Source organism: Shouchella patagoniensis, assembly GCF_002019705.1.
In the GTDB taxonomy this organism is placed as follows: domain Bacteria; phylum Bacillota; class Bacilli; order Bacillales; family Bacillaceae_D; genus Shouchella; species Shouchella patagoniensis.
Map to the genome: position 1 here is coordinate 1,461,210 of NZ_KV917377.1, position 21,485 is coordinate 1,482,694.

Genomic DNA, 21,485 nt, shown 5'->3' on the forward strand with positions numbered 1-21,485 from the left:
CTCTCCTTTTCCTTTTCTATAGTATAAAGGAAAGCTGTTTGTCCTGTCGAAGTATAGGTTTATTTTTTATTTATCAGGGTACTTTTAATTGATTACACCTAGGAGGAATAATGGATATTCGAGTGATTACAGACTTCACAAAAAAACTAATTGAACAAATTAAATCAGACCCGATACCTGATTTAGCAGCCACTTTAGCTTTTTATTTTATGCTTGCAATCTTCCCGCTTATGATTTTTGTTCTTGCAGGAGTTTCTTTTTTTGATATTAACAATGAACAAGTATCAGATTTAATAACAGATTTTTTTCCAGGTGAAATTGGCACCACGTTTAGTAATATTGTATTAAATACAATTGGCGAACCACAAATTGGGTTGCTCTCTTTAGGAATTATCGGCACGCTTTGGTCGGCTTCAAATGGGATTAATGCTTTTATTCGATCTGTAAACAGAGCCTACAATATTGAGGAAACCAGACATTTCCTTAAACTACGTGGCGTAGCCATTGTTCTTACAATTGCTATGGTACTTTTAATTATCATTACACTTGCTTTGCCTGTATTTGGAAGTGTCATCCTGAATTTTTTAGAAAACCAATTAAACTTACCAACTGAAGTAGCCTCTTTGTTAAATAACTTGCGATGGGTCGTCGCTATTATCGTTATGATAGGATCATTAATGATTCTCTACTGGATTTCTCCAAATGAAAAAATCCGTTTACTTGACGGCTTGCCTGGAGCCATTACAGCAACAATTGGGTGGCAACTGATTTCCTTTTTCTTTTCGCTTTACATAAGTAATTTTGCTAATTATGAAAGCACCTATGGCCCGTTGGCGGGTGTTATTATTCTCATGTTTTGGTTTTTTATTACAGGTATTATCCTTATTGTTGGCGCAGAAATTAATGCGACATTACATCAAATGAGAAAAAAACATTACTAACTATGTATAAACTTCTAATGCCTGGGCATGATGGTAGCAGAACTTACTTATACGTATATAGGAGTGATCAAATGAATAAAACTGAATTAATTAATGCGCTAGCAGAACGAGCGCAATTATCGAAAAAAGACGCTACATCCGCGGTCAACGGTATGTTTGATTTAATCACCGAAACGTTAGGAAAAGGCGATACTGTCCAATTAATTGGCTTTGGTAACTTTGAAGTTCGCGAACGTGCTGCCAGAAAAGGACGTAACCCGCAAACAGGCGAAGAAATTGATATTGCTGCAACAAAAACTCCGGCATTTAAAGCTGGTAAACAATTAAAAGACGCAGTTAAATAAGTTCTAAAAAAAGACGCAGTCATTTCATGAAATGACTGCGTCTTCTTATTTAGGTACTATAAAATCAACGCCGTTATACAACCAACAATAAATAAAGGGATTGTTAAATGAAGAAATGTCGGTACGCATGTATCCCAAATATGATTGTGTTGTCCATCTGCATTAAGACCAGCTGTTGAGCCAAGCGTCGAGTCTGATGCAGGTGCACCAGCATCACCAATCGCTCCAGCAGAACCAATAATAGAGATAATTGCTAAGGTTGAAAGTCCAACTTCAATTCCTAAAGGGACAAACAGTGCTGTTATAATTGGTATCGTTGAAAAGGACGATCCAATTCCGACTGTGATAATTAAACCAACAGTCATCATTAAGAATACGGCGATTACTTGGTTACCATTAATGACCCCTGCAACACTGTTCACAAGTTGTTCAATATCTCCAGTTGCACGAATAACATCTGCAAATCCCGCAGCAGCAAGCATGACAAAACCAATAAATGCCATCATCTTCATACCTTCTGTGACGACTTGATCAGCTTGATTAAATCGAATTGCACCCGTAAGCAATAGAACGGTCACTCCAGCTAAAGCAGCCGGTACCATTGAATCTGGATAAATCCATTGGACCCCTACAGTAACAATGACTGCAACAACAGCCAATATAATGGATGATTTCCGATAGCTTTGCTCATCTTCCTCACCTGAATCACTGGCAATCGGTAAATCGTTATACGAACGTTTTTGTCGGTAAGTGATAAATACTGCAAATAATAAACCTAACAGAGAACTTGCAGTCGGAAGAAGCATTGCTCCAGGGATTAAACCCATATCAATTGGTAAGCCACTAGCCGCCATATTATCTGAAATTATTCGATGAAAAAGCTGACCGAAACCATAAGGAAGAAGCATATATGGCGCAGTTAGACCAAAAGTTAAAATACAGGCAACAAGCCTACGGTCAACCTCGAGTTTATTTAATATCGTTAAAATAGGCGGAATCAAAATTGGTATAAAAGCAATGTGAATAGGGATGAGGTTTTGAGACATGCACGCTACTACAAGCAGCATTAAAAACAACAGCATTCTTGTTAAAGTCTGACGATCAGTGTCTCCACTTTTCTGCATCCAATTTTGTAAATGCGTAACAAGAAAAGTAGGCAATCCCGTCTTTGACAATCCAACTGCAAAAGCACCTAGAAGTGCATAACTAAACGCAATTTCTGCATTTTCTCCCAGTCCTTCTGTAAAGATGGTAACCGTCTCTGAGAAATTGATTCCTCCTAGTAAACCTCCAACGATTGCTGAAACCGTAAGCGCTAGCACCACGTGGACGCGGAGTAGGCTTAAAGCGAGCATAAGTATTACAGCAATAACAACAGCGTTCATTACATCAAATCCTTTAATTTGTTAAATCATTAAATCACTAAAATATTTTATTAATTTATCATCATTTTTTATGGTTGTCAACGCAAAAAAGCGCTAAATAGGTTTCCCCATTTAGCGCTTCGATTAGATAACGGCAATTTTAGTAAAGGATAATGATTTATCTCTGCATCCTTTTAATTGATAAGAAATTTTGTCACCGACTTGAACAGATAACTCAATTGGCTCAGTGAAAGAAGCGTCATTTGTTGCGAACAGCTTATGCGTACCTGCAGGAACTTCAATTGTCATTTTTTGTCTACGCTTTAAAGCCCCCACAAAATGGTCATTAATAAAGACGCGATATTTACGGTTTGTCGCATATAATTCACGAGCGCACTTTATCTCAACATAAGCAGTATCAATCATTTTGTTCCCCTTCCTCTTACAGAAACAATCTGTTTGGCTAGGTCTTCCGTTTATTATAACTTCATGCACTTACTCGTACAAGTAATAAATATTTTGTTATGCATTAACCTCTGTCAACAATATAGCGTGCAAGTGTGCGCGCCATTACCCCGGTCGCCCCTGCTGGACCAAGATTCGAATCATTGCTTTGTGAAGACGTTCCAGCAATATCTAAATGGACCCAAGGCGTATTTTCTGCAAAAACACCGATAAAAAGCCCTGCCGTAATGCTACCACCTGCACGGCCTGGTGCATTATTTAAGTCTGCAACATCGCTTGTTTTTAACATCTTCTCATACGCTTTATTATTAGGAAATTGCCAAACCGGCTCTCCTGTTTTTTCTCCAGCTTTTATAACAGCATCCATGAGTGCTTCATCGTTTGAAACTGCTCCTGTTGTCACATCCCCAAGAGCAACAACACAAGCACCAGTCAATGTAGCCACATCAATTAAGCGAGCTGCTCCAAGCTGTTTTGCATATGCTACGCCATCAGCTAATATTAAGCGCCCTTCTGCATCGGTATTGCGCACTTCAATTGTCTTTCCATTTAATGCGCGAAGCACATCGCCCGGTTTCACGGCAGAACCATTAACTAAGTTTTCACTTGAAGGAATAACACATAGCACATTTTCTTTTGGCTTTTCCTCCCCGATGATCTTCATTGCACCAAGTACTGCTGCTGCTCCACCCATATCGCCCTTCATTGTATGCATGTTAGCAGCTGGTTTTAAGGAGTAACCACCAGCATCAAATGTTAGGCCTTTTCCTACAAATGCCGTCACATCATCCGTATCTGGATTGCCCTCATACCGCATAATAATCATTTTTGGTGGTTGATCGCTTCCTTGTGCTACTCCAAGCAATGCTCCCATACCAAGGCGTTCCATATCTTCTCGCTCTAGTACTTCGTAATAAAAGTCATATGTTTTTGCAATGGCTTTTGCTTCTTCAGCCAAATCAGTTGGTGTTAGCATATTTCCAGGAATATTCACAAGCTTACGTGCTACATTCGCACCTTCCCCATATGTATATCCACGCTTGGACTGTTGTGTGAGTGCATTCTCTTCTTCGGCATAAAGTGTAACATGAGCAAGCGTTTTTATTGGCTCGTTGCTTTTTTCTTTATATGTTCTTTTCTCATAGGTACTAAGTGAGATTGCTTCTCCGACGCCGAAAGCTGCATTTTCTAATGTAAGTGTGTCCGTTATAAAGCTATCAAGAAGTACCCCAGCTCGTTCAACCCTTTCACTCTTTAAGCGCTTACCAGCTTTACTTACACAATTACGCAATTCTTCTATTCCAAACTCTTTTCGCTCGCCTAAATGGACCATATAAAGACGTTTTGCCCCAATTAGACCCATTGTATATACGCTCGTCATTTCCCCTTGTTTTTTAGGAAATGCGTTTTGTTTCTTTAATTCTGTAAGTTGACCCTTTAGTGCTTTGTCCAGTTCCTTAACTGATTCAACGAAGCCTTCTTTTTTCCAAATCCCTACTATTAAAACCTCTTCAGACATTTGCTTCGTAGTCCAATTTCCATTTACTTGAAACATTCACACAGCTCCCTTCACATTAAGTATAACACGACTTAAAAAAAGGGTACAAAATCGAAACAGCTTAAAGAGAAATCAAACAGCTCCTATGTTATACTTAGTGAATGATTAGGCAATGATATTGTCATCCGTTCATTGCAAAACATTCGGACAGACTCAGCTGTGAAAGGAAGAGTATATGGAAATTCTGCAAAACTTTCCACTTTGGGCGGCATTTTTAGCCATCATTATTGCACAAGCAATTAAGATTCCTCTCGCTTTTTTTGCTACGCGGAGAATTCAACTTTCATTGTTCACTAGCACAGGTGGGATGCCTAGTTCCCATTCTGCAGCAGTAACGGCCTTATCCACAGGCGTCGCAATTGAACATGGATTAGATTCAACCATATTTGCCGTATCCTGCGTTCTAGGTATTATTGTCATGTTTGACGCTACTGGAGTAAGACGGCATGCTGGATATCATGCGACTGTCTTAAATCAGCTTGTGCAGGATTTTAATCGCCTTGTGGAAGAGGTCAAAACTTGGCCCAAAAAAGAAAATGAGCAGAAATTAAAAGAATTGCTAGGACATCAACCGATTGAAGTGTTTTTTGGAGCCCTTCTAGGCATTATTCTTGCTCTCTCACTTTATCCCTTAATTGGCTAAGACAAAAAGGGCAAGCGCGTATGCTTGCCCTTTTCTTTATGTCTGTCTATTCTCTCTAAATCCATGGATTGAGTTTTGTTTATTTAAATCGTTGAACTGCTCCTGTGTTAATGTTCCATCTCCTTCTTTGATAATGTATACATCCACTTCCTGTTTACCCCATTCATCATAAACAGCCTCGACCGTTTCATAATAGAGGTCAATTCGATTTCCTTTTATAGCTGATCCAGTGTCCGCCACAACTCCATAACCGTATCCAGGTACAAATAAAACTGTCCCGATAGGAAAGACGGATGGGTCCGCTGCTACCGTGGAATAAGCATCGCGTTGAACAGGTAAACCAGAAAACGTAATCCCGTAAGCTGGGTCACCTGGAACTTTTCCAGTTGACTCTATTCCAGCCGTATATCCCGTTGCAACAACTGTTTTACTTTCAAATTGGCTTGTATCAAGTTTTTCTGCCATTAACGTATGCGTAGCAATCGTTATGCCAGGTATTATTTTTTTTTGAATTGCGGTATGTTTTAAGCCACTGTCCGTTGATTTAAAATGTGAAAAGGTTAGATTCGTAAATACATGAATGGTTGTTAGCAAAGCTGCAATAAACAATGCACCCATCACTACACGAAAAACCCACTTAAACGCCGAATTTGGATAAATCATCTGTCACACTCCTCTCTTACAGCTTTACCAGTAAAAGAGACAATATGCACAAAAAAACAGACTTCCTTAAAAGTCTGTTAAAACATTTGATAGCCAGCCTTCCTTAACAGTTTCATAATGATTCCAGATGCAATCGCACCGAGAAAACCACTGACTAAAATAATAATATCTGCGAAATGAAGTCCTAGGACGCGTTCAAACAAAACCGGAAACGCCTCACCTGGATTTTGGAAGAAAAGACTGTACTTCTCTTGATTCACAATCAGCAAAACGATTACTGGATAAATAATCGCCATCACCCAAGTAAGGCGAAGCACCATATTTAATAGAAAGCCGATACCGGCAAATAAGATAAAGAACAATATAATAGATACAACTAATTGTAAGATGTGAATTTCATTCATTTTTGCGCCCCCCACATTAGTTTACGAAAAAGCGCTTCCCTTCGTCAACTGCTTGTTTAACAACATCACCAATCAATGATATTGTTTTACTTGCTTGCCTCGGTCCTACATGTTATTAAAAATAAAACTAAAAAAACAGCCATATGGCTGTTTTTTTAGTACTTCTACTCTTTTACAATGGAAACTTCCCTTTTTTCAAAGCAAGCATAGGGCCACCAAGAACAAATAAAGCACGGTTATCAATCATTTTCTTCATGAAATTAGCCGTTCCTCCATAAATCTTTTTTGATCCAACTACGCCAATCGCCTCTTTACCACCAAGTGAAGCAACAGTACCTTTAATATCAGGCTTAAAACTCTCTAAACTTGAACCACCTTTATTAAGGGTTGCAATATTATTTGCTGTTGTTTTCGCCATTTGCATTGCAATCTGTGCTGTAGGAGGGTAAGGACGATTAGCCTCCTCATTAATGATTAATGCGCAATCACCAATAATGAAAACATCTTCGTAACCAGGCGCACGCAAATCAGGATCTACTTTTACACGGCCACGCATCGCATCAAAACCGGATTTCTCAATAACTGGATTTCCACGAACACCAGTAGCCCATACAATTGTTTCAGCTTTGATCTCTTCGCCTTCACCAACAATGACGCCTGACGCTGTTACTTCTTTAATTGGTGTGTTAATTTTAAACTCAACACCACGGCTCTCAAGCAGATTCATACCGTATTCAACGAGCTCTGGATCAAAACCTGGAAGAGCGCTTGGTGCGGCTTCAACAACAAACATTCTCACTTTTTCGCGAGGCACATCGTATGTTTTGCATAACTCTGGAATGCGCTCTGATAATTCACCAATAAATTCGATTCCTGTAAAACCGGCTCCTGCAACTACAAATGTTAATAAACCTTCGTGCTGATCGGCTGTATTGTTATAGTTTGCAAACTGCGCATCAATATGGTCTTTTACTTGACGAGCGCCATTTAATGTCCATTTCGTAAACGCATGCTCGTGCACACCTGGAATACCAAATGTTTCAGCTGTCGCACCAAGTGATACGACGAGATAATCATATTCAAGCTCGCCATCTTTTAGCATAACTTTCTTTTCTTCGGTTTTAATCTCAAGTACTTCATCTTGCACGAAGTTCACTTTGTTTGTGTTGAGAACATCTGAAATTTTTACACGTGTACGGTCTGGGTCCATTGTCCCTGCTGCAGGTTCGTGCAACCATGTTGTTTGGTAATGGTAATCATGTTTATTTACCAAAGTAATTGAGGCATCATTATGGCCTAACTTTTTAGAGAGTGTTACGGCTGTATTCATTCCGCCATATCCAGCTCCAGCAATAACAATCTTTGCTTTATTCACTGTAATCACTTCCATTTATCAAATTTTAGTTTGTGATTCATTTCACGTTCTAGTACATGCTCATCCGTTCTTCACTAATTCGTCATACTATCTAACACTCTAATAATATTCGTTTTTTCTTCAAAATTCAACTCCATCCAGCAAAAAACTTTCACCTTTTTATCATGTCTTTGTATTTGTCTCTCTGTACATGTATAATGAGAAAGGATCTCAATTCACACGGGGGTGTAGAAATTTTGCATGAACACAATGATTTATATGACATAACCATTATTGGCGGAGGACCTTCTGGACTTTTTGCAGCTTTTTATGCAGGGATGCGCCAAATGAAAGTTAAGGTTATTGAAAGTATGCCCCAACTTGGCGGACAACTTTCAGCTCTTTATCCAGATAAATATATTTATGATGTCGCCGGGTTTCCAAAAGTAAAAGCACAAGATCTCGTCGACCAGTTAACCACTCAGGCACAACAATTTAATCCGGAACTAGTATTAGAAGAAGCTGTTCAAACATTAAAAAAAGAAGACGATGGCTCTTTTACTCTAACAACAGATAAACAAACACATTATTCAAAAGCTGTTTTAATCACTGCAGGTGCTGGTGCTTTTGCTCCTAGAAAACTGCAGGTGGATAAAGCTGATTACTATGAAGATAAAAATATCCACTATTTTATTCGCGACTTATCCGCATTTACGGGAAAACGTGTTGTTGTTATCGGTGGTGGAGATTCAGCCGTTGACTGGGCGCTTATGCTTGAACCGATTGCCAAAGAAGTAACACTCGTTCACCGTAGGGACGCATTCCGCGCCCATGAACATAGTGTAGAGCTTCTTCAGAAATCTGCAGTAAATGTATTAACACCCTTTGAAACAACGGAACTTCACGGGGATGAGAATGGCGTATCTGCTATTACATTTACAAAAGTAAAAGGAGAAGAAACACATACCATTGATGTTGACGACGTCGTAGTAACATTTGGCTTTGTCTCCACACTTGGGCCGATTAAAGAATGGGGACTTGATATCCTTAAAAATGCAATTCAAGTTAATTCAAAAATGGAGACAAATATTCCAGGTGTCTACGCTGCGGGAGATGTCAGTACGTATGATGGCAAAGTAAAATTAATAGCAACTGGATTTGGAGAAGCACCTACGGCTATTAATAACGCTAAAGTCTATATTGATCCAAAAGCACGAGTCTTCCCTGGTCACTCCACAAGTCTTTTTTAACAAAAACAGTGCCTCTGTTCTTAGTATGTGAACAGAGGCACTATTTTTATAATCGTTTTGTTAACATATTTACGAGGGGGTGGGTTGTTTCAATTCCAGAAACCTCTGTAAAAGCCTCAATTAGTCCTTTTTCAGCGACCAACTCTTTAAGTGTTTCACTTTCTGCATCACCAGCTACATAAAAATGCAAGGCATCATAAATTGTCTCAACAAGTGATTCTGGATGCAATCCTTTTTCAGCGAGTAATTTCGCAGGTTTAACAAGTCGATCATGTTGACCAAGCTTTCGGATTGGACCGCGCCCCACCCGTTCTACTAAATCTTCTAAATAAGGATTCTCAAACCGAGAGATGATTTTTTCAATATAAGCCTCATGTTGTTCTGCATCAAAATCATACAAATCAACAAGAACCGCTTTTGTTTCATTAAGCGTGCCACGTAGCCGATGCTTAATATAATCATCTTGTAATGCTTCAAGGATCGTACGTTTCCCCTCCTGAAAACCAGCATAAGCTGCAACAGCATGTCCTGTATTCACGGTGAAGAGTTTTCGCTCAATATAAGGAGCAAGGTCTTCCACAAGCAATGCTTCACCTAGATTCACATTTTGACCTTTTAAAGAAGGTTCTTCAACAACCCATTCAAAAAAAGGTTCTACTGTTACCGCTAAAACATCTTCAGACTCGATGTTTGGTACAATACGGTCAACAGCTGCGTCAGCGAAACCAGTTAATGAAAGAACTGAATTAGTTTCCTCTTCTGTCAAATGACGAAGGATTTCTGATTTTAATTGTGAAGTTGCACGAATTGCATTCTCACAAGCAATCACATTTACCGGAGATTGACCTTCACGCAAAGCAAGTCCTCTTGCAATCGTTTTTGCAATCAATGGCAACACGGTTGGCCCTACCGCTGTAGTAACGATATCAGCAGAAGCAATCGCTTGTATAACCGCATCTTCATCTTTTTTACTATTAATACCACGGACATTGTTTACAGTGAATGTCTCTTTTTTCTCTGCTGCCGTTGTTACCGTGTACGAGCCTCGCTCATTTAACACATCAATCACTTCATTATTAACATCAGAAAAAATCACTTCGTATCCAGCGTCAGCGAGTAAAGCTCCAATAAATCCTCTTCCTATATTTCCGGCTCCAAAATGGACTGCTTTCATCACTCTGCTACCTCTGAGAAGAAGTCAAGTACTTCACTTGGAGATTTAGCTTTTAAGAGAGTGCGAACATTTTCTTCTTCAGAGCAAGCAATGGCAATTTTTGATAAGATTGCAAGATGCTCGTCTCCTTTACCTGCAATTCCAATGACAAGCTGCACAGGGTTACCACCCCAATCAATTTCTTTTTCAAGTAATTGAATAGACAAGCCAGAAGTTTTCACTTCATCACGCGCGTCTTCTGTACCATGTGGAATAGCAAGTAAATTCCCCATATAAGTTGAAGTTAACGTTTCCCGCTCAAACATTTTGTCGATATAATTCTCACTAGTATAACCTTGCTCTGCCAAAATCTCTCCTGCTTGACGAATCGCTTCTTCCTTTGTTTCAATTGCTGCACCTATTTTAATATTTCCTTCTGTTAAAATGCTCATGTTAGTCCACTCCTTCATTAATATATGTTAGTAAAAATTCTCGGCATTTCTGTTCCAATAAAGAGACAATCTCCGCTATTGTGCCTCGTTGAAATATACGAGTCTGGTCTTCTGATCCTATGAGTAAAATGCTGATAAAACTCATTAAACTAAGCTTATGTTCATCTAGGGAGCTAGGCGCTAGCATTAACAACACCCGATTCACAGCTTCTTCACCGCTTGCCATAGATGAAACTGTTACGTTTTGTTTTAGTGTTAGAACATAAAAAACAGGTACTTTCACATCATCTGTCCTTGTATGGAATAACGCAAACCCAGTCCCCGGAATAGCCAAGCCACCTAGTTGTTCTCTTGCTCTTAATGCTCCATACACTCGAGAAGCATTGACAACGGCTTCCTTCGACTCAAGCCAAATGCACATGTCATATAACCCTTTTTCAAGCTCATCAACCTCTATTTCTCCAACAGACTGTAACAACTGTTCAGTGTAACCGGCCATCCTAGCTATGTCAGCGAATGTTGGTTTCCCTTTGGAAATGTTAAGAAAAGAAGGGGTAGTGGTCATCGGCAATTGCTCCCGCACACTCCTTTCTATGCGAGCACGAATGACCGCCACTTCATCTTTTGTTAAAACAGGGCTAACATGGAGCGCTTCTCTTTCTTTTTCCACTTTTACAGTGGAAATAAACAAATCAAAATCCATTGGATTATAATTTTCTAATTCAAACAAAGAAGCATTGGTTATTGAAATAATTTCTGGAAACTCTTGCTTGATTCGACTTGACAACATTTTTGCCGATCCAATCCCACTGGAGCAGACAACTAATGCAGAAAGAGGACCCACTTGTTTTTTTCTCGTGGTTACTGCTCCAAAATGAAGCGTCAAAAAGCCAATTTCTTCATCAGGTAAAATAAGTGGTGAAAAAGCCTTAGATGCTTGACGCTTAGTTGCAGCAAATAATTCTCCATAATCTGCGCGGATTCGCCAAAGTAAAGGGTTGTGGATCTTCATATTATGTTTTACGCGGTAAAGCGCAGGTGTGAAATGGGCAAGTAATCCTTGAAATAACGACGGTTCTGAAAGAGTTAGATTCAGCTCTTCTTCCATTCCTGAAATAAGTTTTTTTACGCGAACCGTTAAATCAATCTGATCTTCTTTTAATGACAATTCAAACGGTTCAATGGCAGTTGCTCCTCGCAAATGCATCACAAGGTAACCAACCTCTTCATTCGGAATAGAAACAGAAAATTTTTGTTCCAATGCCTCCGCTAGTTTTTTTGCAATTGGTAGAGAAGGTTCTTGCTCTAACACTTTTAACTGATCTGCATCCATCCGAATTTGTTCACCTTGCCGAATTCGTTCTATCGCAAGTGTGACATGGACAACTAGAGCCATATACGAATGGTCTGACATGTGTTCAAAGTGTGCTTGTTTCATTTGAGCAACGGTCATCTGCACCATTCGGATCGTTTCTAAATCAACAAAATGCAACAGCCTGTCAGCTACTTCGTTTTTTTCTTCTTCGAGCTGAACCGCATGGTAAAATGCCTCTTCCGTTAAATTTTCCGCCAGAATGCTGGACATCGCCCTACGAATATTCGTTTCGCTCCCCTTTACTTCAACCCCGTAACCTCGCTTGCGAATTAACCCAATACCAAATAACTCCAGCCATTCCGCGGCTTTTGTCAAATCGGAAGCAACGGTTGCCGAAGCCACGTTTAATTGTTTAGCAAGTGTAAACAACTTTACTGGCTCTTTTGCATCGAGAAGAATTGCAAGCAACAAACTAACTCTTTCTTCACTCGTTAAATCAGTGTGCTTTTTCCCTGACAACTCGCCCCGTAACGTTTCCTTTGCTTCCGTTCGCCCTTCTAATGAAAGTAGATGTCCTTTTTTCAAACTTAGCTGAAAGGCGGTTACCGTTCGTTCAAGTGTAGGTAAATCTCTCTGAATTGTACGAATACTCACAGATGCGGCTTGGGCAAGCTCCTTTAATGTCAGTCCACTGTCATGGTCAAGCAATGCCATTAGCAGCACACGTTCTCTCGCAGTCACATGCACACAAGCCGCCTCCTTTGTTGTTAGTCACCAATACAGAGAGCACCCCCATGACTAGGGGATGCTTGCCTGTTACTTTAATCGATTAATTAACTCATCGTACCGAGGACTGTTTAAGAAGTTTTCAACCGAAATATGTTCTGCTTCAGGCTGTTTTTGTTTTGCTCGATCCGTTAAGTCTTTATGCGTAATGACCAAATCAGCGTCGCTAGGGATATTGCTAATGGCCGTATTCGATATGTGAATACCCGTAATCCCTGCTTTTTTAAACTTATCTTTTAATAAAGAAGCTCCCATTGCACTTGATCCCATTCCTGCATCGCAGGCAAAAATGATCTTGTCAACGGTTTCTACCTGAGCTGGCTTCGGCTCATCTGTTTCGTTCTGTTTTAACCCATCAATAATTTCATTGTATCGTGGACTATTCATAAAATTGTCAACCGAAACATGAATCGCACTTGGTAATTTTTGCTTTGCACGTTCAGTTAGATCCTTATGTGTGATAACAAGATCCGCATTGTCTGGAATGTTACTAATAGATGTATTCGAAACTGCGACATCATCGATACCCGCTTTTTTCACCCGGTCTTTCATGATCGAAGCTCCCATCGCACTTGATCCCATTCCTGCGTCACACGCAAAGATAATGGTTTGAACATCTGCATAGCTTTTGCTAGTAGAGCCTTCAGGTACCACCCCTGTTTTTTTGCCTTTCATATCTTTCATTTTTGCTTGAGCTTCCTCAATATTGTCGTCTTCATCTTTACGATCCATTTTCAAAATAATCGCAGAGATCACAAAAGAGACAGCCGTTGCTGCGAGCACACCTAGAATTACGCCAAGATGATCGCCTGGTCCAGCTAAACCTACAATTGGAATAATACTCCCTGGTGAGGCGGGTGCAACTAAACCAACTCCAAATGCATTAAAGACAAAGACCCCTGTAGCACCACCAAAAATAACTGAAATAAATAAAAGTGGTTTCATTAAAATGTATGGGAAGTAAATCTCATGAATTCCACCAAAGAAATGTATAATTCCAGCGCCATAAGATGAACCTCTGGCGACTCCTCTGCCAAAGATCATAAAAGCAAGAAGCACACCAAAACCTGGACCTGGATTTGCTTCTAGAAGATAAAAGATTGATTTTCCTAGTTCTTGAAATTGTGTTGCTGCTAAAGGAACTAGAACACCATGGTTAATGGCATTGTTTAAAAATAATACTTTTGCCGGTTCAATAACTAAACTGACTAGCGGTAAAAGACCTGTTGAAATTAAAACATCTGCTCCTCGACCGAGTAAAGACGTAAGCCCATTTACTAATGGTGCTATGACAAGTGAACCCATTACGGCAAGTAAAGCACCTAGAATACCTGCTGAAAAGTTATTGACTAGCATTTCAAATCCTTGTCTGATTTTCCCATCAATTAATTGGTCAAATTTCTTAATGACATACCCGCCTAATGGCCCCATTATCATTGCACCAATAAACATAGGTGCATCCGGAACAGCTGCAATAACACCCATCGCCGCAGTCGCGCCAACGACACCACCACGCATATCATGAACTAACTTACCGCCTGTGTAAGCAATTAATAGAGGCAATAGATAATAAATCATTGGTTCAACCATATTATCTAAAATTTCTATAGCAGCAAACGCATTGATTGCCGTAATAATACCAAATGCGATAAATGCGCCGATGTTTGGCATAATCATACTGCTTAAATTACTACCAAACTTTTGTACACGAGAACGGATGCTCTTTTTTTCCGCCATCCTGCTTCCTCCTTTTTAAAAACTTAATGTTAAGTGTAAGCTCATCTTAATACCCTATAGAGTTCCCTTCAATAAAAGGAAAATACAATTTCGTCGCAATGACCACGACAAAACTGTTTTTAAGAAGCTTACTTTATATGGAGGAAAGAGATCAACCGCTTGATTGTTTTGCCATTTAGCGGCATACTTACAAATGGCATTTATCGATTTATTTAGGAGGCATATACATCTATGAACAAACGCTTATTCATTCCCACTATCGTTGCAGTTACCCTTCTTACTGCATGTGGAGATACCGAGGAAAATCAAAACACGGCTTGGGATCAAATTCAGGAATCTAAAACAATGACTGTTGCAACTGCGGGTACACTTTTCCCTACCTCTTATCATTCTGAAGAAGACGGTCTAACAGGGTATGAAGTAGAACTCGCTCGAGAAGTAGCAGACATTCTCGGAGTAGAAATTGAATTTGAAGAAATTGGTGTTGATACAATGACGCAAGCATTAAATAGTGGGCGCGTCCATCTGGCAGCAAATAGTTTATCGATAACTGAGGAACGTGAAGAAAATTTTGATTTCTCCATTCCTTATAAATTTTCATATGGTAGTGCCATAGTTCGTACAGGTGATTTGTCGGGAATTGAAACAATGGAGGATTTAGAAGGAAAGGTTGCATTAGGTGCAAACACCACAACGTATATGCAAAAAGCAGAAGAATACGGCGCTAAGCCTAAGTATTTGGACAATGTTACAAATGACGTTTATTTACGTTCCGTCGAGAACGGACAAGGTGACCTTATTTTAAACGACTATTATTTGCAATCCATTACTGTTGAGTCTATGCCTGAAATCGATGTTCAAATTCATCCGTCCCTTTTTTATGATCCTACTGAACAAGGTTTTATGATTGCAAAAGAGGAGCCACTTTTACAAGAAGCTCTCAACGATGCCCTGCAAACATTGCTTGACGATGGCACAGCAACGGCCCTATCAGAACAATTCTTTGATGGACAAGATGTGACAAAATTGCCTGCTGATGTTGATTTCGAATAAGGGAACCACTAATGAACTCATTTAACTTGAACCTTGCCATCGAGTCTTTCCCCTTTATTTTAATGGGATTGCAATACACAATGCTGGTTGCTTTTATAAGTATGGGCATTGCGCTCATCTCCGGTTTATTCTTAGCACTCGGTCGAATGTCAGACCGCTTTTACTGGAGAGTACCCTGCATGTTATTCATTTCATTTAACCGTGGCGTGCCGATCTTAGTGCTTTTGTTTTTGCTTTATGCTGCATTACCCGAACTTGGTCTTAGTTTAAGCTCCATTTCTGCGGCCATTCTCGCGTTTAGTATTAATACGTCGGCCTATGTCGCTGAAGTAAACCGCTCAGCCTTATCTTCTGTTTCAAAAGGGCAGCACGAAGCGGCAGCATCGCTTGGTCTTAATAAGTGGCAAGCGATGCGCTATGTCGTTTTGCCACAAGCAACTCGAATTGCCTTACCACCATTAAGCAATGTTTTTTTAAGTCTTGTTAAGTCAACATCGATTGCCTCAACAATTGCCTTGCCCGAACTGATGTATCAGGCTCGTATCATTGGTGGACGTGAATTTAATTATTTCACTGTGCTCGTTGTTGCAGCTCTTATTTATTGGGGAGCTTGTTCATTGCTTTCCTGGCTTCAGCGCTATTTGGAGAAACGATTTAACCGTTATTTGGAATCATAAAAAAACCGTTGATGGATATATCCATCAACGGTTTTTTAAATTTAACAATTCTCTGGTGTCCCAGCATTTACAGCCGTGCGGAAAGATGATCCACAACCACATTTTGCGATTGCGTTTGGATTATCGATCGTAAATCCTCCACCCATCATGTTTTGTTTATAGTCAATGATAAGCCCTTTTATAATAGGCTCGCTTTCTTGATCCACTAATACGTCAATCCCGTTCACTTTGAAATGTGTATCGTTATCGTTTTGTTCATTATCGAAGCCCATTCCATAAGATAGTCCTGAACAACCGCCGCCTTTTACGCCAATCCGTAGCATTAATGAGCTATCGCCTTCGTCAGACTTCATTTCATTAATTTGAGCTGCTGCTGCATCTGTAAGAGTAATCATAAATATGCCTCCCTCACTTTAGTTTCTTGTGTTAGTATAAGGCCTTTTTATTTTATACTCAAGTCCTCTGCTTAGTAAACGGAACCTCTTTATGATTTTGAATCATCAAGATGTCATTGTGTATTTGATCAATTTCTTCGCTATACATTAAAACAAGGGGATGGGACAATCCATATTGTTTCACAGCCTGAAGCATTAGCGCACGGACATGTTCTAGTTTCTCATATGTTGTCTTCATTATTACCACCCCACTCCACTAATAAAGATCCACTGAACCGCATATTACTTACATTTTAAAATTTATCGATCAAGCTTGCAATAAAAATGTTTTGACCCCTTCACTCTGCATTCCTTTCCTTATGAAATGTCTAGTAGTATAATAGATTGCAAGTACGTAAATATGAAGTATTTTGAAATAGTTGTGATGTTCCAAAGGAGGATTTCGAAGATGAGTGTATTGCTTACCGACACGAAGCTTCATGGAGTAAAAGAAAAAGTATTAAATGGAGAACGCTTGTCAATTGAAGATGGGCTAACTTTATACGAAACACCAGATTTATTAGGAGTTGCACAATTGGCTAACCTAGTCAATGAGCGAAAAAATGGTCAAAACGTCTATTTTATTGAGAATCTCTACATAAACCCTACAAATGTATGTGAAGCGAATTGTGGTTTTTGTGGATTTAAACGAAAGCCTGGTGAAGAAGGCGCGTATACGATGGACGAAGAAGCTCTGCTTAAGTATGTAGCGGACCGTTGGAACGATAATATTCGTGAGTTCCACATCGTTGGTGGACATAACAATGAAGTTGGTTTTGATTACTATGTGAATACAGTAAAAACGTTAAAGAAACATTACCCTCAAGTTACTGTAAAGGCATATACTGGTGCAGAAATTGAGTTCTTCTCTCGCTTAGCAGGCATTTCTATGAAAGAAGTCATTCAAACGTTAATGGATGCCGGTCTATCAACATTAACAGGTGGAGGGGCGGAAATACTAACTGAGCGCTACCGTGCAATAATGAGCTCTGAAAAAGCTTCTACTGACCAATGGCTTGAAGCTCATGAAACCGCACATAATTTGGGTCTACGTACACATTCTACGATGCTTTATGGTTCTGTTGAATCAAAAGAAGAACGCTTAATTCATATGAAACGTGTACGCGAATTACAAGATCGTACAAATGGATTTATGGTATTTATTCCACTTGCCATGCAACCAAAAAATATAAAAGCGGGTTTAAACCGTCGTACATCAGCGTATGATGACATGCGGACGATTGCAATTAGTCGCTTAATGCTCGATAATTTCCCACATATAAAAGCATACTGGATTAATATTGGCGTGCAACTTACGCAAATGGCTCTCACTTTCGGGTCAAGTGATATACATGGTACATTAATTGAAGAACGTATTTCTCACTCTGTTGGCGCGCTTACATCATCAGGTATTACGCGCAAAGAACTGATTCATATGATTAAAGGAGCTGGAAAAAATCCAGTTGAACGCGACACATTCTACAATCATATTAAAGAATATTAAAGAAAAAACTGCATCTCCATTGTTGGTAAAATCTAACAATGAAAGATGCAGTTTTTTTGATATTTAATGTGCTAATTGAATAGGAGGAACTTACACGTATACTTTTCCTGTGCATACATATTCAGCTGGTCCATTCATTAGTACATCTCCGTTTTCCTGCCACTTGATCTCTAAATCGCCTCCAAGCAAGTGTACTATAATGGGTTCTCCACGATTTGAATAACCATTTAATACACTTGCTACCACAGCTGCACACGCACCTGTACCACATGCCTGAGTGATGCCAGAACCTCTTTCCCACACTCGGAAATTTAGTTCTGTTTGACTTATTACTTCTACCCATTCAGCGTTCACCCATTCCGGGAAAACGGAATTCTTTTCAATTAAAGGACCAAGCTCTGTGACTGGAGCCTGATCAATCGCATCAACAAACATAACCGCGTGCGGATTCCCCATTGATACAGCGGTAATATTCACTGTCTCCTCACCTGCTTTTATCGGCTGATTGATTACAGAATCTGCTGCAACTCCTGACATGGGGATTGCGGCAGGGTCTAGACGAGGTTTGCCCATATTAATAGAAACCGTTTCAACGATATTTAGATCATTTGGATAAACAGTAGCTGAAACTGGCCCGCCTAGCGTTTCAATTGTAAATGTCTTCTGATCTACTATTCCTTGTTCAAAACTATATTTAGCAACACATCGCAAGCCATTTCCGCAATTTTTCGCTTCAGAACCATCGCTATTAAACACGCGCATTTTAACCGCACAAGAATCCGATGGAGCAATTACAATCATGCCATCGCCACCAATCCCTCGATTTGGATCGGCAACCTGAATCGCAGTTTCAGCCATTCGCTCTTCGGGTAAAGTTTCTTTGAACAAGTTAATATAAATATAGCTATTCCCTAACCCATGCATTTTAGTAAATTTAATCACTTTTTCACTTCCTTAATGGTTCGTTTGCCCAAAAATAATCTGAATCAGCCTCCAGAATCGTCATCACACCATGGCAACACGGCATGACCAAGCGTACTTTAAAATGTTCTTTTGCAAGCTTTAACTCTTTTTGTTTCATATGTGTCAATACATGCTCTTCGCCGCAGTAAGGGCAAGCTTCAACATAAATATCTTTGCCTTGCAATTCATAAGGCCAAGTATGACTAAATGGCAAAAAATCCATCCGGGAATGCTCCTTTTTTGGTAGACAAAAAGACCGCCCAGCTTTATGCCTGCGCAGGCCCTGTCCCTTTGTTTTTCAAGCTCTGCTTTTGCAATCTATTAAAACATTGGATTTTCTTCTAAATGATTATAAATATTGGTGACTAGCTCTTCAGCTGTCTCACCAGATACAAAGTCTCCATTCACTAATGCAAAATGGTCAAGTGCACATGTTCCGCAATGATTTAAACACCCGTACTCAATAATGTCAAGGTTTGGATCTTTTTCAAGCTCCTCCATCGCATCATGTGAACCGCTTGCCAAATTGCTTAAACAAAATTCAATAATCGGTCTCATCTGCGGTCACCTCATCGTTATGCTACTCTGTCTGCTTCGTAAAGTCAATCATCGGTGCTCTTATGTAACTATTACTGAAACGGAATCGATGTTTTGTAACAAAACGTTCAAAAATGGGTTGTCGAAAAAGGATCAAATCGGTATAATCAGAACTGACCAAGGTCATTTTCAAGTTGCTGAACGATTAAAAACGAGGTGAAGTTGGCACGTACTTCATATGGCCAACACTTATGAAAACAATACAACGTAAAACGAAAACCCGCTTAGCAATTTTAACTGCCGCTGTGGCTTTATTTTACGAAAAAGGCTATCAATTAACAACCGTACAAGAGATTACAAACGCTGCCAAAGTAGCTAAAGGAACTTTTTTTAATCATTTTCCTACGAAGGAATCCATTTTAGACGCACTTGCAGAAGAAAGGCTTATAGGACTCGCACAATATCGAGAAGAAGAAATCACCTCTTCCTCTTATGATTTGCTTCCTCGCATTCGAGCAAGTTTACTTTTTTTATTAAAAGATTATGATATTCACCCCGTGCTTACAGCGCAAATTTGGAAACAAGTGGCTGAAAATGACGGCATTCTATTTGATCACTGGAAGTTGATGCTTGAGGAAGCAGAGCTAGAGTTAACTGCTGTACAAGTAGACGTGTTTGCTCACATTATTAACAGTCATATTGCATATGGAATGTATATTTTCAAAAATGAACCTACTCGAATCGGACTTGTCAAAAAAGTTATGACACTTGTTGATACGAGTTTTGAAGCCATTTCACACAGAAGGAGACCTTTTTCCATGAAAAAACTCGTCGTACTAGGAGCAGGTTACGGAGGCATGCGCGTATTACAGCGATTACTTCCAAATGATTTACCTAAAGACTGGGAAATTATATTAGTGGATCAACTCCCATACCATTGCTTAAAAACCGAATATTACGCATTAGCAGCAGGGACTGCTTCCGATCATCATTTACGAGTCACCTTCCCCGAAGATGCTCGTTTACAAGTTAAATACGCAACAGTAACTTCCATTCATCCAAAAGACCATGTCATTGAACTTGATACTGGTGAATCAATTCAGTTTGATAAACTTGTCATTGGACTTGGTTGTACCGATAAATACCACGGCGTACCAGGAGCAGACCAATATACACATAGTATTCAAACAATGGGTGCAACACGTAAAACTTACGAAACTTTAAATAACGTTCGTCCTGAAGGTGTCGTTTCAATCGTTGGAGCTGGTTTGAGCGGGGTAGAATTAGCTAGTGAGCTCAGGGAAAGTAGACCGGATTTAACAATCCGCTTATTTGACCGCGGAGATTCTGTCATGTCTCAGTTCCCAAAAAAATTAAGTAGCTATGTTCAAAATTGGTTTGTAGAACATGGTGTCGATGTTAGCAATAATTCAAATATAACTAAAGTCGAGCCCGGTGCACTATACAATCATGATGAACGAATTGAAACGGATGCTGTAATTTGGACAGCTGGTGTTCAACCTGTTGGCGTGGTACGTGATTTGGATGTTGAAAAAGATCGTTCTGGTCGAATTATTCTAACACCTCAACATTTTATCCCTAATCAACCTGATGTGTTTGTGGTTGGTGATTGCGCCAGCTTGCCTCACGCACCTAGTGCACAACTTGCTGAAGGACAAGCGGAGCAAATTGTGACCATTTTAAAGCATCAATGGAAAGGCGAAGAGTTACCTGCATCAATGCCTCGAATTAAATTAAAAGGCGTACTCGGATCGCTTGGAAAAAAACATGGCTTTGGTATGATGGGTGAACGTCCCCTGACTGGTCGGGTTGCCCGCATCTTAAAAAGTGGCGTTCTATGGATGTACAAATACCATTCTGGTTGATC

At 39.7% G+C, this 21,485-nt stretch carries 23 protein-coding genes and 1 pseudogene; 9 read left to right on the forward strand and 15 right to left on the reverse strand.

Annotation, left to right across the window (positions count from 1 at the left end; genetic code table 11):
• The first annotated feature begins 110 nt into the window (after positions 1-110).
• On the forward strand, positions 111-941 hold the full coding sequence (locus BK584_RS07920; protein WP_078392106.1) for a YihY/virulence factor BrkB family protein: 831 nt from the start codon (positions 111-113) through the stop codon (positions 939-941).
• A gap of 71 nt (positions 942-1,012) precedes the next feature.
• Positions 1,013-1,285, forward strand: a complete 273-nt coding sequence (locus BK584_RS07925) for an HU family DNA-binding protein (RefSeq protein ID WP_078392107.1) — start codon at positions 1,013-1,015, stop codon at positions 1,283-1,285.
• A 56-nt stretch (positions 1,286-1,341) separates the two neighbouring features.
• Here the strand turns inward: BK584_RS07925 and BK584_RS07930 are convergent, their stop codons facing one another.
• The 3 genes from BK584_RS07930 to BK584_RS07940 form a co-directional block, all read right to left on the reverse strand.
• Positions 1,342-2,670 (reverse strand): Na+/H+ antiporter family protein, encoded by a 1,329-nt coding sequence (locus BK584_RS07930; RefSeq protein WP_078392108.1) that lies wholly within the window; start codon positions 2,668-2,670, stop codon positions 1,342-1,344.
• A 123-nt stretch (positions 2,671-2,793) separates the two neighbouring features.
• Positions 2,794-3,075, reverse strand: coding sequence for a hypothetical protein (locus BK584_RS07935; protein ID WP_078392109.1), 282 nt, complete (start codon positions 3,073-3,075; stop codon positions 2,794-2,796).
• Positions 3,076-3,178: 103 nt separating this feature from the next.
• A complete protein-coding gene (locus tag BK584_RS07940; RefSeq protein WP_078392110.1) occupies positions 3,179-4,669 on the reverse strand; it encodes a leucyl aminopeptidase in 1,491 nt (496 codons plus the stop codon).
• 178 nt (positions 4,670-4,847) lie between these two features.
• Between BK584_RS07940 and BK584_RS07945 the strand changes: the two genes are divergently transcribed.
• Positions 4,848-5,315, forward strand: a complete 468-nt coding sequence (locus BK584_RS07945) for a divergent PAP2 family protein (RefSeq protein ID WP_078392111.1) — start codon at positions 4,848-4,850, stop codon at positions 5,313-5,315.
• Between the two features lie 36 nt (positions 5,316-5,351).
• On the opposite strand, the gene BK584_RS07950 is transcribed toward BK584_RS07945, so the two are convergent.
• The 3 genes from BK584_RS07950 to BK584_RS07960 all read right to left on the reverse strand — a co-directional run bounded on the left by BK584_RS07950 (position 5,352) and on the right by BK584_RS07960 (position 7,757).
• Complete coding sequence (locus BK584_RS07950; RefSeq protein ID WP_078392112.1) at positions 5,352-5,978, reverse strand: 3D domain-containing protein; 627 nt, start codon at positions 5,976-5,978, stop codon at positions 5,352-5,354.
• 77 nt (positions 5,979-6,055) lie between these two features.
• On the reverse strand, positions 6,056-6,382 hold the full coding sequence (locus BK584_RS07955; protein ID WP_078392113.1) for a YuiB family protein: 327 nt from the start codon (positions 6,380-6,382) through the stop codon (positions 6,056-6,058).
• A gap of 172 nt (positions 6,383-6,554) precedes the next feature.
• Positions 6,555-7,757: an NAD(P)/FAD-dependent oxidoreductase gene (locus BK584_RS07960; RefSeq protein WP_078392114.1), complete on the reverse strand. Its 1,203-nt coding sequence runs from the start codon at positions 7,755-7,757 to the stop codon at positions 6,555-6,557.
• 197 nt (positions 7,758-7,954) lie between these two features.
• Here BK584_RS07960 and BK584_RS07965 point away from each other — a divergent pair, with 197 nt between their 5' ends.
• Positions 7,955-8,986, forward strand: a complete 1,032-nt coding sequence (locus tag BK584_RS07965; protein ID WP_078392115.1) for an NAD(P)/FAD-dependent oxidoreductase — start codon at positions 7,955-7,957, stop codon at positions 8,984-8,986.
• A gap of 46 nt (positions 8,987-9,032) precedes the next feature.
• Here the strand turns inward: BK584_RS07965 and BK584_RS07970 are convergent, their stop codons facing one another.
• The 4 genes from BK584_RS07970 to BK584_RS07985 form a co-directional block, all read right to left on the reverse strand.
• Positions 9,033-10,160: a mannitol-1-phosphate 5-dehydrogenase gene (locus tag BK584_RS07970; protein ID WP_078392116.1), complete on the reverse strand. Its 1,128-nt coding sequence runs from the start codon at positions 10,158-10,160 to the stop codon at positions 9,033-9,035.
• Positions 10,160-10,591 (reverse strand): PTS mannitol transporter subunit IIA, encoded by a 432-nt coding sequence (locus BK584_RS07975; RefSeq protein ID WP_078392117.1) that lies wholly within the window; start codon positions 10,589-10,591, stop codon positions 10,160-10,162. Before BK584_RS07975 ends, BK584_RS07970 begins: the two co-directional genes overlap by 1 nt.
• A 1-nt stretch (position 10,592) precedes the next feature.
• Positions 10,593-12,653 carry a BglG family transcription antiterminator gene (locus BK584_RS07980; protein ID WP_078392118.1) on the reverse strand — a complete coding sequence of 687 codons (2,061 nt, stop codon included), beginning with the start codon at positions 12,651-12,653 and terminating at the stop codon, positions 10,593-10,595.
• A 69-nt stretch (positions 12,654-12,722) separates the two neighbouring features.
• A complete protein-coding gene (locus tag BK584_RS07985; protein WP_078392119.1) occupies positions 12,723-14,429 on the reverse strand; it encodes a PTS mannitol transporter subunit IIBC in 1,707 nt (568 codons plus the stop codon).
• Positions 14,430-14,660: 231 nt separating this feature from the next.
• Here BK584_RS07985 and BK584_RS07990 point away from each other — a divergent pair, with 231 nt between their 5' ends.
• Both BK584_RS07990 and BK584_RS07995 read left to right on the forward strand, forming a co-directional pair.
• A complete protein-coding gene (locus tag BK584_RS07990) occupies positions 14,661-15,482 on the forward strand; it encodes a transporter substrate-binding domain-containing protein (RefSeq protein ID WP_078392120.1) in 822 nt (273 codons plus the stop codon).
• An 11-nt stretch (positions 15,483-15,493) separates the two neighbouring features.
• On the forward strand, positions 15,494-16,159 hold the full coding sequence (locus tag BK584_RS07995; protein ID WP_078392121.1) for an amino acid ABC transporter permease: 666 nt from the start codon (positions 15,494-15,496) through the stop codon (positions 16,157-16,159).
• Between the two features lie 41 nt (positions 16,160-16,200).
• On the opposite strand, the gene BK584_RS08000 is transcribed toward BK584_RS07995, so the two are convergent.
• Both BK584_RS08000 and BK584_RS08005 read right to left on the reverse strand, forming a co-directional pair.
• A complete protein-coding gene (locus BK584_RS08000; protein WP_078392122.1) occupies positions 16,201-16,554 on the reverse strand; it encodes a HesB/IscA family protein in 354 nt (117 codons plus the stop codon).
• A 58-nt stretch (positions 16,555-16,612) separates the two neighbouring features.
• The gene (locus BK584_RS08005) at positions 16,613-16,792 is read right to left on the reverse strand and encodes a Spo0E family sporulation regulatory protein-aspartic acid phosphatase (protein WP_078392123.1); all 180 of its coding nucleotides are present in this window, start codon (positions 16,790-16,792) and stop codon (positions 16,613-16,615) included.
• 210 nt (positions 16,793-17,002) lie between these two features.
• Here BK584_RS08005 and mqnE point away from each other — a divergent pair, with 210 nt between their 5' ends.
• Positions 17,003-18,097, forward strand: coding sequence for an aminofutalosine synthase MqnE (gene mqnE, locus BK584_RS08010; RefSeq protein WP_078392124.1), 1,095 nt, complete (start codon positions 17,003-17,005; stop codon positions 18,095-18,097).
• A gap of 90 nt (positions 18,098-18,187) precedes the next feature.
• Here mqnE and dapF read toward each other — a convergent pair whose 3' ends face one another.
• The 3 genes from dapF to BK584_RS08025 all read right to left on the reverse strand — a co-directional run bounded on the left by dapF (position 18,188) and on the right by BK584_RS08025 (position 19,618).
• Positions 18,188-19,036, reverse strand: coding sequence for a diaminopimelate epimerase (gene dapF, locus BK584_RS08015; protein ID WP_281255780.1), 849 nt, complete (start codon positions 19,034-19,036; stop codon positions 18,188-18,190).
• Positions 19,037-19,043: 7 nt separating this feature from the next.
• Positions 19,044-19,283 (reverse strand): hypothetical protein, encoded by a 240-nt coding sequence (locus BK584_RS08020; RefSeq protein ID WP_078392125.1) that lies wholly within the window; start codon positions 19,281-19,283, stop codon positions 19,044-19,046.
• Between the two features lie 98 nt (positions 19,284-19,381).
• Positions 19,382-19,618, reverse strand: coding sequence for a YuzB family protein (locus BK584_RS08025; protein WP_078392126.1), 237 nt, complete (start codon positions 19,616-19,618; stop codon positions 19,382-19,384).
• Between the two features lie 230 nt (positions 19,619-19,848).
• Here BK584_RS08025 and BK584_RS25700 point away from each other — a divergent pair.
• Positions 19,849-19,968 (forward strand): annotated as a pseudogene (locus BK584_RS25700) (TetR/AcrR family transcriptional regulator); the annotation flags it as partial.
• 447 nt (positions 19,969-20,415) lie between these two features.
• On the forward strand, positions 20,416-21,483 hold the full coding sequence (locus BK584_RS08030; protein ID WP_437182768.1) for an NAD(P)/FAD-dependent oxidoreductase: 1,068 nt from the start codon (positions 20,416-20,418) through the stop codon (positions 21,481-21,483).
• The last annotated feature ends 2 nt before the right edge of the window (positions 21,484-21,485 follow it).